Source organism: Streptomyces johnsoniae, from assembly GCF_031845565.1.
GTDB lineage: Bacteria > Actinomycetota > Actinomycetes > Streptomycetales > Streptomycetaceae > Streptomyces > Streptomyces johnsoniae.
Genome location: NZ_JAVREV010000029.1, coordinates 39,933 through 53,440 on the forward strand (window position 1 = coordinate 39,933; position 13,508 = coordinate 53,440).

Annotated in this window: 12 protein-coding genes, 1 pseudogene and 1 riboswitch; of the genes and pseudogenes, 8 read left to right on the forward strand and 5 right to left on the reverse strand. The window is 73.6% G+C overall.

Annotated features, from left to right (window positions below):
- Positions 1-38: 38 nt before the first annotated feature.
- Together RM779_RS32455 and RM779_RS32460 are read right to left on the reverse strand one after the other, a co-directional pair.
- A complete protein-coding gene (locus RM779_RS32455; RefSeq protein ID WP_077061959.1) occupies positions 39-404 on the reverse strand; it encodes an Rv2175c family DNA-binding protein in 366 nt (121 codons plus the stop codon).
- 32 nt (positions 405-436) lie between these two features.
- Entirely contained in the window at positions 437-1,648 is a 1,212-nt protein-coding gene (locus RM779_RS32460) for an NAD(P)/FAD-dependent oxidoreductase (protein WP_311621386.1), read from the reverse strand.
- 31 nt (positions 1,649-1,679) lie between these two features.
- Between RM779_RS32460 and RM779_RS32465 the strand changes: the two genes are divergently transcribed.
- A complete protein-coding gene (locus RM779_RS32465; protein WP_311621387.1) occupies positions 1,680-2,732 on the forward strand; it encodes a LacI family DNA-binding transcriptional regulator in 1,053 nt (350 codons plus the stop codon).
- 70 nt (positions 2,733-2,802) lie between these two features.
- On the opposite strand, the pseudogene RM779_RS32470 reads toward RM779_RS32465, so the two are convergent.
- The 3 genes and pseudogenes from RM779_RS32470 to RM779_RS32480 all read right to left on the reverse strand — a co-directional run.
- A pseudogene (locus tag RM779_RS32470) lies at positions 2,803-4,017 on the reverse strand (family 16 glycosylhydrolase); the annotation flags it as partial.
- Between the two features lie 184 nt (positions 4,018-4,201).
- Positions 4,202-4,831, reverse strand: a complete 630-nt coding sequence (locus tag RM779_RS32475) for a DUF305 domain-containing protein (protein WP_311621388.1) — start codon at positions 4,829-4,831, stop codon at positions 4,202-4,204.
- A 65-nt stretch (positions 4,832-4,896) separates the two neighbouring features.
- Positions 4,897-5,808, reverse strand: coding sequence for a DUF1996 domain-containing protein (locus RM779_RS32480; RefSeq protein ID WP_394813444.1), 912 nt, complete (start codon positions 5,806-5,808; stop codon positions 4,897-4,899).
- A gap of 205 nt (positions 5,809-6,013) precedes the next feature.
- Positions 6,014-6,126, forward strand: a riboswitch (TPP riboswitch).
- 118 nt (positions 6,127-6,244) lie between these two features.
- Between RM779_RS32480 and thiO the strand changes: the two genes are divergently transcribed.
- The 7 genes from thiO (at position 6,245) to RM779_RS32515 (ending at position 13,386) form a co-directional block, all read left to right on the forward strand.
- Complete coding sequence (thiO, locus tag RM779_RS32485) at positions 6,245-7,357, forward strand: glycine oxidase ThiO (RefSeq protein ID WP_394813445.1); 1,113 nt, start codon at positions 6,245-6,247, stop codon at positions 7,355-7,357.
- Complete coding sequence (gene thiS, locus RM779_RS32490; RefSeq protein WP_311621390.1) at positions 7,354-7,566, forward strand: sulfur carrier protein ThiS; 213 nt, start codon at positions 7,354-7,356, stop codon at positions 7,564-7,566. Before thiO ends, thiS begins: the two co-directional genes overlap by 4 nt.
- Before the next feature lie 3 nt (positions 7,567-7,569).
- Entirely contained in the window at positions 7,570-8,403 is an 834-nt protein-coding gene (locus RM779_RS32495) for a thiazole synthase (RefSeq protein ID WP_311621391.1), read from the forward strand.
- 91 nt (positions 8,404-8,494) lie between these two features.
- A complete protein-coding gene (locus RM779_RS32500) occupies positions 8,495-9,652 on the forward strand; it encodes a DUF4190 domain-containing protein (protein WP_311621392.1) in 1,158 nt (385 codons plus the stop codon).
- Positions 9,653-9,742: 90 nt separating this feature from the next.
- Positions 9,743-11,710 (forward strand): Stk1 family PASTA domain-containing Ser/Thr kinase, encoded by a 1,968-nt coding sequence (pknB, locus tag RM779_RS32505; protein ID WP_311621393.1) that lies wholly within the window; start codon positions 9,743-9,745, stop codon positions 11,708-11,710.
- A 264-nt stretch (positions 11,711-11,974) separates the two neighbouring features.
- A complete protein-coding gene (locus RM779_RS32510; protein WP_311621394.1) occupies positions 11,975-12,805 on the forward strand; it encodes a transglycosylase SLT domain-containing protein in 831 nt (276 codons plus the stop codon).
- Between the two features lie 116 nt (positions 12,806-12,921).
- A complete protein-coding gene (locus tag RM779_RS32515; RefSeq protein ID WP_311621395.1) occupies positions 12,922-13,386 on the forward strand; it encodes a DUF4396 domain-containing protein in 465 nt (154 codons plus the stop codon).
- The last annotated feature ends 122 nt before the right edge of the window (positions 13,387-13,508 follow it).

The window sequence follows — 13,508 nt, forward strand, 5'->3', positions numbered from 1 at the left end:
TCGGGTCGTGACGGTGGTCAGCTCACACGGTGGTCAGCTCACACGGCGAGCGCCTGGGCGCGGCGCTTCACCTCCGTGCCCCGATTCTCGCGCAGGGCCTGGGCGGGCGTGCCGGGGAGGCTGTCGTCCGGTGTGAACAGCCACTCCAGCATCTCCTCGTCGGTGAAGCCGTCGTCCCGCAGCAGGGTCAGGGTCCCGACCAGGCCGCGGACGATCTTTCCCTCGCCGATGAAGGCGGCGGGCACCTGGAGGATGCGGCCCTCCCCCCTGCGCACCGCGATCAGCTGGCCTTCCTTGACCAGCTGGCGGACACGCGTCACCTCCACCTCCAGCTCGTCCGCGATGTCGGGGAGGGTGAGCCAGGCGGGGACGAGAGCGTCGGTCTTCGCATCAATCTCGGTCACCCCTCCAGCCTGCCATCTCGCACCGACAGTCGTCAGCGGGCGGTGGCCTTGAGTGGTACGGACGGGTCGGCGACGAGCGCGGGGTCGAGGGGCACGGCCCGCTGGAGCAGGCGGCGCCCCTGCATGAGGTCGCGCGGCTTGTCGACGGTCAGCAGCGCGGTGGGCGTGCCGTCCGCCCGCAGCCAGCACACCGACCAGGCGGCGTCCCCCGCGGCCGGGTCGCCGCGCCGCACCGGCAGGTCGCCCTCGGCGTGCCGGCCCGCGAACTGCACGCGGCGGCCGAACTGCTCGGACCAGAAGTAGGGCACCGGGTCGTGGACCTCGGCCCGGCCGAGGATGCCGGCGGCGACGGTGGCGGGGCCGGTCAGCGCGTTGTCCCAGTGGTGGACCAGCAGGCGCCTGCCGTACCTGGCGGAGGGGTAGGACGCGCAGTCCCCCACCGCGTACACGCCCGGCGCGTCGGTGCGCAGCCGTTCGTCCGCGCGGACGGAGCCGTCGGGCGCCAGGCCGATCCCTGACCCGGCCAGCCAGCCGGTGGCGGGCCGTGAGCCGATGCCGACGAGAACGGCGTCCGCGCCGATGACGGTGCCGTCGGCCAGCTCCACCTCGCCGTCGCGGACCGCGGTGACCGCGTGCCCGGTGCGCAGCTCGGCGCCCGCCTCGGCGTACCACTGCCGCATGGGCTCCGCGAACGCGGCGGGCAGCGCGCCTGGCAGCGGCTGGTGCGCCGCCTCGACGACGGTGACGCGGCAGCCGGCGGCGCGGGCCGCGGTGGCGGTCTCGGCGCCGATCCAGCCGGCGCCGACCGCCACCACGCTGCCGCGGGCGTCGAGGACCCGCTTCAGGCGGCGGGCGTCGTCCAGGGTGCGCAGCACGGAGACGTTCGGCTGTCCGGCGGTGCCGGGCAGCGTGACCGGCTCGGCGCCGGTGGCCAGCACGAGGTGGTCGTACGGCAGCGGCCCGGCGTCGGTGTCGAGCAGCCGCGCGGCGGGCCGCAGCCCGGTCGCGGCGCGGCCCGGCAGCAGGTCGACGCCGAGGGCGGCGAAGTCGATGTCCAGTGCGGTGTCCGCGGCGTCGCCCGTGCCCAGGAGTACCTCCTTGGACAGCGGCGGTCTGTCGTAGGGCGGGTGGGGCTCGGCGCCGAGCAGGGTGACCCGTCCTTCGAAGCCCTGCTCCCTCAGCCGGGCGGCCGTCCACGCGCCGGCCAGCCCCGCACCGACGATCACGGCACGCTCATCAGTCACGGGCTCCAGCCTACGAGGGTATAAATGCGGGGTGACCACGGAGCCGCCCTCGCCGCCCAGGCCCGTCACGCTGGAGCACGTGGCGCGCGCCGCCGGGGTGTCGCGCGCCACCGTCTCCCGGGTGATCAACGGCGAGTCGACCGTCGACCCACGCCTGCGCAAGCTGGTCGAGGAGGCCATCGCCCGCACCCGTTACGTGCCGAACCGGGCGGCGCGTTCCCTGGTGACCCGGCGCACCGACTCGGTGGCGCTCGTGGTGTCGGAGCGCGAGCAGCGGGACGTGTCGGGGCCGTTCGTCGGGCGGATGTTCTCCGACCCCTACTTCGGGCGCGTGGTCACCGGGCTGCTCGAAGTGGCGCGCCCGCGCGGCGTGCAGGTGATGCTGATGCTGGCGGACGACGAGGCGTCGCGCACGCAGCTGCTCGGCTATCTCCGGCAGGGGCACGTGGACGGGGTGGTGCTGATCTCCTCGCACGCCGCCGATCCGCTGCCGCGGCTGCTGGCCTCGACCGCGCTGCCCGCGGTGCTCGCGGGCCGGCCGGCGGCGCCGACGGCCATCACCTACGTCGACGCGGACCAGCGGGCCGGGGCGCTGCTGGCCGCGGAGCACCTGGCGGCGACGGGGCGACGGCGGGTGGGCGCGATCGCCGGGCCGCAGGACATGACGGTCGCCCAGGAGCGGCTCGCCGGCTTCCGCGCGGCGATGGCCGAGCACGGACTGCCCGAAGTGCTGTGGGCGGAGGGCGATTTCACCCAGGTGAGCGGCGCGCTGGGGATGAAGCGGCTGCTCGACCGGTGCCCGGATCTGGACGCCGTGTTCGTCGCCTCCGACCTGATGGCGCTGGGCGCGGTGGCGGCGCTGCACCGGCACGGCAGGCGGGTGCCCGACGATGTGGCGGTGGTCGGCTTCGACGACAGCAGCTCCGCGCTGGCCTGCGATCCGCCGCTGACGACGGTGCGGCAGCCGGTGGAGGAGATGGCGGCGGAGATGGCGCGGCTGCTGCTGCGGCAGATCGACACGGGGGAACGGCCGCTGCCCTCCGTGGTGTTCCCCTCCGCGCTGGTGGTGCGGCAGAGCGCGTGAGCGCGCCTGCTGAGGGGACGTGGCGAGCCGCCGGCGCCCGGGGAAGGTCGGGCGCCGACGGCCGGCCGGCTCACTGATAGACGCGGACGTAGTCCACGCGCATCTGCTGCGGGAAGACGGTGGAGCCGTCGGGCGGCCCCGGCCAGTCGCCGCCCACCGCGGTGTTCAGGATGATGAAGAAGTCGTGGTCGAAGACCCAGGGCCCGACCGTCCGCTCCAGCTCCGCGCGGTCGACGGTGTGGACGACCTGGTCGTCCACGGTGAACACCATGCCCTGGCTGTCCCACTCCACGGCGTAGACGTGGAAGTCGGCGGCGGCCGGCTCGGGCAGCTCGTAGGAGTTGCCGTAGCCGCCCGCACCGTTGTAGGCCGGGGCGTGCAGCGTGGAGTGCACGGTGTTGGGCTCGTGGCCCACGTGCTCCATGATGTCGATCTCACCGGTGTAGGGCCACGGCCTGCCCTCGGAGTAGAAGTCGGAGCCGAGCATCCAGAACGCCGGCCACATTCCGCGGGTACTGGCCACCTGGATGCGGGCCTCGACCCGCCCGTAGGTGAAGTCGAACTTGCCGTAGGTGTTGATGCGGCCCGAGGTGTACTGGCAGGTGGTGCTGCCGCTCAGCGGGTCGGGCGGGCACGCGGACCCGGGCGTCTCCTCGCGGCGCGATTCGATCACCAGGCTGCCGTTGCCGTCCATCGTGGTGTTCTCGTTGTCGGTGTACATCTGGAGTTCGTTGTTGCGGCCGTTGCCCGGGTCGGCGCTCCACTTGGCCGGGTCCGGGGTGGCGCCCGCCGGGCCGTCGAACTCGTCGCTCCACACCAGCTCCGGCGGGTCGGACGGGTCGGGCGGCAGCGGCGGCGGGGTCTCGGGGGAGCCGCCGGTGCCGTACACCTGGAACTCCCACAGCGAGTACCCGTAGCCGTTCGACCGCTCGGTGCCGTACATCCGCACGTAGCGGCCGGTCCCGGTGACGGCGATGTCCTCGCGGTAACCGGGGCCGTCGGTGGTCTCGTGGACGGTCTCCCAGTTCTGGGCGTCGTCGGAGACCTGGATCTGGTAGTGCACGGCGTAGGCCGGGTCCCACTGGAGGACGACGCGGCTGATGTCGGCGGTGGCACCCAGGTCGACGTAGATCCAGCCAGGGTCCACCCAGCCGCCCTCGGGGGAGGTGGCCCAGCGGCTCGCCGGGTCGTTGTCGAGCGCCTTGTCCGGGGTGCACTCCCAGCAGCTGCCGTCGTTCTGCGATGTCGACGCCTGCGCCGGCTTGTTGTAGGACAGCAGCACCTCGTCGGCCGCGGCCGATGAGGGTCCGGCCGTGGCGATGAGGCCGAGGAGCGTCGCCGTCGCGGCAACCGCCGCGGCCGCGACGCGGGGCAGGCGCCTCCCCGGTTTCTTGGCATGCATGATCTCGTCCTGGTCCTTTCCTTGGTGGGGGGTGCGGCGGCGGGGCCGCCGGGCGGGGTGCGCGGGGTCAGCCGCCGAGCCGTTCCAGCTCGGCCAACTGGCCGGTGCGCGCCTCGTCGAGGTCCGCGGCGAGTGCCGTCGCGGCTTCGGCCGAGCCGGCGTCCCGTTCGGAACGGGACACGCGTGCCGACTGCTCCAGGTGTTCCGCGATGAGGGCCATGGCCTCCCGGTCGAAGTCCTCGTCCCGGGTGTCTTCGAGGGCCGCCAGTTCCTCGTCGGTGACCATGCCGGGCATGCTGTGGCCCTCGTGCACGTTGGTGTAGGTCACGCCGGCGTCGCGGAGCAGGGCGTGCAGGCCGGTCAGTTCGGTCTCGTGGCCCGCGGCGAGTTCCTCGGCGAACTCCCTGAGCCCAGGGGCGGAGCCGCGCCGCGTCACCTCGTCGAGCAGGGGCAGCAGCTGGTCGTTCATCGGGATCATCAGCTGCGCCCAGGCGAGGTCCGTGGGGCTGAGGTCACCGGCCGCGGCCGGCTCGCCGGCCGCCTCGGTCGCCCCAGCCGTGCCGCCGGTGTCCGTCGCCGCTGCCGGTCCGGTGCCGGCGTCCTCCTCGTCGGTGCCGCCGTCAGAACCGCCGCAGCCGGCCAGGAGGAGGCCCGCGAGCAGCGCCGCGGCGGCCCGCGCGGCCGGGGTGGCTGTCATCGGAATCCCGTTCCTCTCGTCCGGTGCCGGCCCGCGGTCGCGGGCCGGCACGTGGGTGCGGCCGGCTACGAAGGAACGCCGTCCGTGCCGCACTTGATGACGGGATTGATGCAGTCCCGCACCCGCCTTTCGAGTTCGTCCTCGGGCCAGGCGTTGAAGAAGTCGCCGTGCATGGTGTATCCGGGCCCGGATGCCAGCTCGAATCCGGACGGATCGCCGCTGACCGGGTAGCGCAGCACCTGCCTGAGCTTGGGCACCGCGACCGGGTGGGTGGCGGGGCACTCGCCCGCGACCGGGTACGCCATGTGGCTGGTGAAGTCGGAGGACTCCAGGTCGCGGCCGTTCCAGCACTGCGGGAAGTCGAGGTACGACTCCAGCGCCGTGCCGGACGGGCAGTTGACGAAGTCCTTGGAGGGGTTGACGTGTCCCGCGTGCAGGCAGGACCAGCGGGCCGAGGATTCCTCGGGCCCGGACGCCAGCGCGTTGCCCGCCACGAGCTTGAGCCCCTGCGGGAACGGCTGGATCTGGCCGACGACGTCCTGGTTCACGCCCTCGCCGAGGTAGTAGAACGTGGCGCTCTGCGGCTCGACCGGCTCGCCGTCGACGAACAGGGTCGGCACCCAGTACGAGGACAGGTCGACGGATGGCTCGCAGGTGCTGTCCCCGGCGAGCAGGTCGCCGAGGTTGGTGTAGGCGTCCGTGACCGTGCTGCCGAAGAAGCTGTGCGAGTGCGAGGCACCGGGCAGTCCGGGGAAGACGATCGGATCGTCCGGGGCCCGGTGGCTGAACTCGCACTCGGCGACGAACTCGGCGACCCGGACCGCCCGGGTTCCCGCGTCGGCCTCCTCCGCGGCCGTGGCGGCCGTGGAGGTGATCAGGGAGGCGACCAGGGACACGGCGGCCAGGGCGCTGAAGAGGGCGCGGCGCGGCCAGCCGCGGCGGCCCGGCGGAGCATCGTGCGCAGGTGGACGTTTCACATGCTCTCCTTCACGAGTGGGGGGCTTCCAGAGAGCGCTCTCTGGACCGGGAACTTAGAAGTGGCCGCGGGGGGCGTCAAGGAGTCCCGCACGTTCCCGGAACTGATTTCCGCCGCGCGGCGCCGCTCGGGCGCACAAGTCGAGAGAGCGCTCTCTCAGGCCCGCGCCGCCCGCCGTCCCGGTGCCGTACTAGGCTGGCCGGTGGAAAGGCACCCGCGGGAGCCCGGCGCACCGGGCTGAGAGGGAGGCTCGATCGGCCTCCGACCGTATGCACCTGATCCGGGTCATGCCGGCGAAGGGAGGAGGCGCGTTGGATTCGCGCACATCGCACGCACACACATCGCACGCACACACGCACCGGCCGGGGGTACGGTCCGCGGCCGGTTCGGCAGGCCCCCCGGCCGCCTTCGACGCGGTCGTCGTCGGCGGCGGCGTCATCGGCCTGGTGACCGCCTGGCGGGCCGCCGGGCGCGGGCTGCGGACCGCGGTCGTGGACCCGTCGCCCGGCGGCGGCGCCGCACAGGTCGCGGCGGGCATGCTCGCGGCGGTCACCGAGCTGCACCACGGCGAGGAGGCGCTGCTCGACCTCAACCTGACCTCCGCGGCGCGCTATCCGCGGTTCGCCGACGAGCTGGCCGAGGCCGCGGGAACGGGGATCGGCTACCGCGCCTGCGGCACCCTCTCGGTGGCGCTCGACGCCGACGACCGCGCGCAGCTGCGGGAGTTGCACCTGCTCCAGGAGCGCTGCGGCCTGGACGTGCAGTGGCTGACGGGGCGTGAGTGCAGGAAGCTGGAGCCGATGCTCGCGCCGGGCGTGCGCGGGGGCCTGCGCGTGGACGGCGACCACCAGACCGATCCGCGGCTGCTGACGGCCGCGCTGCTGACCGCCTGTGAACGGGCCGGGGTGGTCTTCCACCGCGGCTGGGCGCGGGAGGTGACCGTTCGCGCGGGGCGCGCCACCGGGGTGGTGCTCACGGACGGCACGGCGCTGGCGGCCGGGCAGTCGGTGCTGGCCGGCGGCTGCCGCAGCGGCGAGCCGGCCGGGCTGCCGCCCGAGGTGGCGGTGCCGGTGCGGCCGGTGAAGGGGCAGGTCCTGCGGCTGCGCATGCCGGACGCGCGGCCGCCGTTCCTCTCGCGCACGGTGCGCGCGGTGGTGCGCGGCGGCCACGTCTACCTGGTGCCGCGGCTCAGCGGGGAGCTGGTGATCGGCGCGACCTCCGAGGAGCGCGGCCTGGACACCACGGTGACCGCGGGCGGCGTGTACGAGCTGCTGCGGGACGCGCACGAGCTGGTGCCCGGGCTGACGGAGCTGCCACTGACGGAGACCAGGGCCGGGCTGCGGCCCGCCACGCCGGACAACGCGCCGCTGCTCGGGCCGACCGCGCTGCCGGGGCTGCACCTGGCGACCGGCCACCACCGGAACGGGGTACTGCTGGCGCCGGTCACCGGCGAGGCGCTGGCCCAAGCGCTGGTCACCGGGGAACTGCCGGATTACGCACGCCCGTTCAGCGCACAGCGGTTCGCGGGCGGCCGGGGGGTGGCGGCATGAGCGACCTGCTGGCCGTCCGGATCAACGGCGAGCGCCGCGAGGTGGCCGCGGGCACGTCGCTTGCCGATCTCGTGGCCGGGCTGTCCTCGGCCCCCTCGGGCATCGCCGCCGCGGTGAACGAAACGGTGATTCCGCGCGGCCGGTGGTCCGGCACCACGCTGGCCGAGGGCGACCGCGTCGAGGTACTGACCGCCGTTCAGGGAGGCTGACCCATGTCCGGAACAACCGACGGGTCCCCCGGGACCCTTGACGACGACGCGCTGGTGCTCGGCGGGCTGCGGCTGACGTCGCGGCTGATCATGGGCACCGGCGGGGCGCCGAGCCTGACGGTGCTGAACGACGCGCTGGCCGCCTCGGGCACGGAGCTGACGACGGTCGCGATGCGCCGGCTCGACCCGGCGGTGCAGGGCTCGGTGCTCTCGGTGCTCAACGAGCTGGGCATCCGGCCGCTGCCGAACACGGCGGGCTGTTACACCGCGGGCGAGGCGGTGCTGACGGCGCGGCTGGCGCGGGAGGCGCTGGGGACCGACCTGGTCAAGCTGGAGGTGATCGCGGACGAGCGGACGCTGCTGCCCGACCCGGTGGCCACGCTGGACGCGGCCGAGATCCTGGTCGACGACGGCTTCACGGTCCTGCCGTACACGAACGACGATCCGGTGCTGGCCCGGCGTCTTGAGGACGCGGGCTGCGCCGCGGTGATGCCGCTCGGCTCCCCCATCGGCTCCGGCCTCGGCATCCGCAACCCGCACAACTTCGAGCTGATCACCGAGCGGGCCGGGGTGCCGGTCATCCTGGACGCGGGGGCGGGCACGGCGTCCGACGCCGCGCTGGCGATGGAGCTGGGCTGCGCCGGGGTGATGCTCGCCTCGGCGGTGACCAGGGCGCGCCGGCCGGTGCGGATGGCGCACGCGATGCGGCACGCGGTGGCGGCGGGCCGGCTGGCGCGGCTCGCGGGCCGGATTCCACGGCGGCACTTCGCGGAGGCGTCCTCGCCGGTGGCGGGGCTCGCGGCGTTCGATCCCGAACGGCCCGCGTTCTCGCACTGATATACGATCCCGCTGTCGCTCGGGGGACGGCGCCGCGACGGGGGATGACGGGAACGACGCAGCCGACCGGCACCAGCTCCTGGGGGGGACCGTGACCACACCGCAGCCGCCGCACGGCGGGGCCCTGCCGCCCGTGCCGCGGCTGGCACCGGTGCCCCCGGCGCCGGCCCCGCCGCCGGAGCTGCGCTACAGCGGGCTCGCGGTCGGCTCGCTGATCGCCGCGGTGGTGTTCTTCCCGGCCGGGCTCGTGCTCGGCATCCTCGCGCTGGCCGGTCTTGACCGCAGGACCGAGCGCGGCAAGGGACTCGCCGTGGCGGCGGTGGCCATCGCCTCGACGGCGATCCTCACACTCGCCGTCGTCATCCCGGCCGTGGCGACCCGCGAGGACCACGACGCGGGGCGCGGCGGCGACGCGTCCGCCCACGCGCAGCCCGGCGACATCCGGGCGCCGGGCGGCGAGCAGGAGGACGGCCGGCAGGAGGACGGCCAGGGCCGCGAGGGCACGGACCTCAGCGTCTTCGACATCGCGGTGGGCGACTGCTTCGACTCAGGCAGCGGGCTCGGCACGTTCGATGAGGGCGCCGAGGAGCTGACCGTCACCCGGCTGCCGTGCGAAGGGCCGCACGAGGCCGAGGCGTTCGCCGCCGTCCAGGTCGAGGGCCACGATGCCTTCCCCGGCGACGACGAACTGTTCGCGCTGGCCTACCGCGAGTGCGGCGCGCGCGTCCAGGGCTACGTGCTGGACTCCTGGGCACTGCCGCTCGACGTGCAGCTGTACTACTACTATCCGGGCGCCGCGACCTGGCGGCTGGGCGACCGCGAGATCATCTGCTTCTTCGGGCAGTCGGGCGGCGGTGCGCTGACCGGGACGCTGCGCGGCGACGCGGCCGCGATGGACGCCGACCAGCTCAGGTACCTGGAGGTCACGACGCCGCTCGAAGTGGCGATCTGGGGCGAGCCGCTGCCCGAGGAAGGCCTCGACGCCCGCCGGGAGTGGGCCGGCCGGATGGCGGACTCGGTCGGCCAGGAGGCAGGCGAGCTGACCGCCGAGAGCTGGCCGCGGGAGATCGAGCCGCTGGTCGCCGAGCTGGCCGAGGCCAGGCTGACCAGCCTGGCGCACTGGAACGACGCGGCGGGGGCCGGGGACGAGGGCGCGTTCGTCCGGCACGTCGAGGCCGGCTACGACGCCATGGGAATCGACAGCGAAATCGAGATCCGCGGAATCCTGGGCCTGCCGGTCGGCGGCTGACAGGCCTTCCGTCACCGTTCGGCTTCAGTCCTGCTGCGGGACGGCCGTCGGCGGACGGGCGCTCCGTTTCAGCTCGTAGACTCGATCGCCGTGGACAGCACCCTTCATGATCCGCTGCTCGGTTCCGTTCTCGACGGTCGTTACCGCGTCGAGGAGCGAATCGCCGTGGGCGGCATGGCCACGGTCTACCGCGGCGTGGACACCCGCCTCGACCGAGTGCTCGCGCTCAAGGTGATGCATCCCTCGCTCGCCGAGGACGCGGCGTTCGTCGAGCGGTTCATCCGCGAGGCCAAGTCGGTGGCGCGGCTGGACCATCCGAACGTCGTGGGGGTCCTCGACCAGGGCACGGACCGGTCGTACGTCTATCTCGCGATGGAGTACGTCGCGGGCTGCACGCTGCGCGACGTACTGCGCGACCGGGGGGCGCTGCGCCCGCGCGCGGTGCTGGACATCCTGGAACCGATGCTCGCCGGTCTCGCCGCCGCCCACCGCGGCGGCCTGGTGCACCGGGACATCAAGCCGGAGAACGTGCTCATAGGTGACGACGGCCGGGTGAAGATCGCCGACTTCGGCCTGGTGCGGGGCGTGGACAACCAGACCTCCGCCACGACGGGCTCGCTGCTGGGAACGGTCTCCTACCTGGCCCCCGAGCAGATCGAGGGCGGCACGGTCGACGCCCGCACCGACGTCTTCGCCTGCGGCGTGCTGCTGTACGAGATGCTGACCGGCGCGCGGCCCCACGCCGGGGACTCCCCGGCGCGGCTGCTGTACGCGCGCGTGAACGAGGACGTTCCCCCGCCGTCGAAGGCGGTGCCGGGGCTGCCCGCGGAGCTGGACCGGCTGGTGGCCGGAGTGGCGGCCCGCGAACCGGGCGAGCGGCCCGCGGACGCCGCCGGGGTGCTGTCGCTGGTGCGGGCGGCGCGCGCCGCGCTGACCGACGAGCAGTTGGACGCCGAGCCGCCCGCGGCCGTCGAGGCCCGGGCGGCCGGGGCCGCGCGGGCAGCCGCGCAGGCCGCGGCGGAGGAGAGCGGGGCGGTCGGACCCGACGACAGGACCCGGGTGGTGCCGCGGCCGGCCGGGGTGCCGGCGGCCGGTCCTGACGGGGCCGACGCCACCTCCCGTATCGACGTGCCGCTGCCGCCGCCGCCCCACCCGCCGGGTGCCGCGCCCGGCGGGCGGCGGCTGCCGAGCCGGCGGGTGCTCGCGCTGATCGCCGCGGTGCTCGTGGTGCTGGCCGGCGGCCTGGGCGTCTGGTACATCAACTCGGGCCAGTTCATGCGCACCCCGGGGGTGTATGGCCTGGAGCAGGCGGAGGCCACCGAGGTGCTGCGGGACGCGGGTCTGAAGGTGGACGTCGAGGAGGACACCTCGGAGTCGGTGGAACGCGGCCTCGTGCTGCGGACCGACCCGGAACGCGGCGAGCGCGTGCGGAAAAACTCGACGGTCACCATCACCGTCTCGACGGGCCCCGCGGTCGCCGAGGTGCCCAACGTGCGCGGGCTGCCCCTTGAGGAGGCCCAGGCGGACCTGCGGGACGCGGGGCTCACGCCCGGCGAGGAGACGTGGCGCTACTCCGAGGAGGTCCCGCGCGGCTCCGTGATCGAGACGGACCCGGCGGCGGGCGAGCAGCGCAGGCCCGATTCGGCGGTCGGCCTCGCGGTCAGCAAGGGCCGGGAGGTCTTCGTGCCGGACGTGACCGGCCTGCCGGAGGGCTCGGCCATCGAGGAGCTGACCTCCCAGGGCTTCGAGGTGGACGTCGAGGAGGAACGCGTTTTCTCCGAGGAGGAGTCCGGCACGGTCGCCGAGCAGTCGCCCACGGCCGGGGAGAGCACCGGGGAGGGCGACACGGTACAGCTGACCATCTCCAAGGGTCCTGAGATGATCGAGGTGCCGGACGTGCGGGGCATGAGCGAGGGCGAGGCCCGCGAGACGCTGGAGGACGAGGGCTTCGAAGTGGACGTGAACCGCGTCTTCTTCACCGGCACGGTGTTCAACCAGTCCGTGCACAGCGGGGACAGTGCACCGCGCGGCTCGACCATCACGATCTGGGTCCGCTGAGCCCGCATCTTTGCCCGAGCGAAACATCTCGACAGCACAGGAAAAGTGTGAGCCCGGTCATAGGGCGTGGGTCACATACGAAAGTACGTAGTGCTTTCGTAGTGAGCCGCTGACCGGGCTCATTTCTTTTTCCCGGCTTGATACGGGCCTGTTCCGGGCCTTCCCGCACACTATCCAGCTTAGTACTCGTGGTGATTGCGCCGACTTTTTGGGTGCTGCTACGAAGGGCCATCGCAATCCGCGAGGAACACGAGGTCCCCTGAAATGCCCGCTCATCGCCGCATCCCCACGCTCCGCACGACCCGATTGCGGAAGACCGCCACCGCCGCGCTCGCGACCGCCGGGGCGGCCGCGCTCGCCCTCACCGTCGCCCCCACCGCCGACTCCGAGCCGGTGTCCGCCGCCGGCGCCGCCGGCTGGGACGTGAAGTCCGCCGACGTTCCGGGGCAGGGCAGGCCCGCCGGGCCCGCCCCTGCGGAAGAGGCGCGGGAGACGCCGCGCGCCGATCTCGACCCGGTCGCCGACTCCGTACTCGCCGAAGCCGTGGCCGGGCAGCACGCCGTGGCCGAAGGCGCCGCCGAGGTGGCGGAGCAGCAGGCCGCCGAGCGCGCGGAGCGCGCCGAGGCCGAACGCCTGGCCGCGGAGGAACGCGCCGCGGAGGAGGCCGCGAGCCGCGCCGCCGAGCGGCAGGAGGCCGCGGTCCCGGCCGCCGAGCCCGCCGCCGAGGCCCCGGCGCCCGAGCCCGAACCCGCCCCCGAGCCCGAGCCCGTCTACACCGACGACCTCGACGGCTGGATTCGCGAGGCGCTCGACATCATGGCGGCGAACGGAATTCCCGGCACTTACGAGGGACTGCACCGCAACATCATGCGCGAATCGAGCGGTGACCCCAATGCCATCAATCTCTGGGACATCAATGCCATCAACGGCACGCCTTCCATAGGGCTGTTGCAGGTGATCAAGCCGACGTTCGACGCCTATCACGTCGAGGGTACGCCGCATGACCAGTACGACCCGGTGGCCAATTTGACCGCGGCGGCCAACTACGCGGCCGACCGTTATGGCTCGATCGACAACGTCAACGGCCCCTACTGACGTACCATCGCTTCCGCAATCCTCGAAGACGGCCATGCCCGGCGGCCGCGTCCCGCGGCCACGGGGCGTGGCCGCCTCGGCGTTCGCCGACCGCCCGCACCTGAAGGGGCATCACCATGCGGGAGCACAGCCGGCACCCGGCCGGGGCCGCCTCCTGGGGCACCGCCGCACGTGCCACCCTGCATTGCCTGACCGGCTGCGCGGTGGGCGAGGTGCTCGGCATGGTCATCGGCACCGCCCTGGCCTGGCATACCGCTCCGACCATGCTGCTCGCGATCGTGCTGGCGTTCCTCTTCGGCTACAGCTTCACCCTGTACGCCGTGCTGCACGCGGGGCTGCCGCTGCGCACCGCGGTCAGGACGGCCCTGGCCGCGGACACGGTCTCCATCACCGTGATGGAGCTGGTCGACAACGGCGTGATCGCGCTCACCCCGGGCGCGATGGAGGCGCATCTGTCCGAGGGGCTGTTCTGGTGGACGCTGGCGGCGGCGTTCGCGGTGGCGTTCCTCGTCACCACGCCGGTCAACCGCGTCCTCATCGCACGCGGCCGGGGCCACGCCGTGGTCCACAGGCTGCACTAGACGAGTTATGCCGAAGTCCTGCGGGAATGAGGTGAGGGTGTCCAAGATCCGGTTGTGCTGACCGACCTGGACACCCTCATCACCGCACTCTACGTGGAGATCGACGACCACCTGCCGCGAAC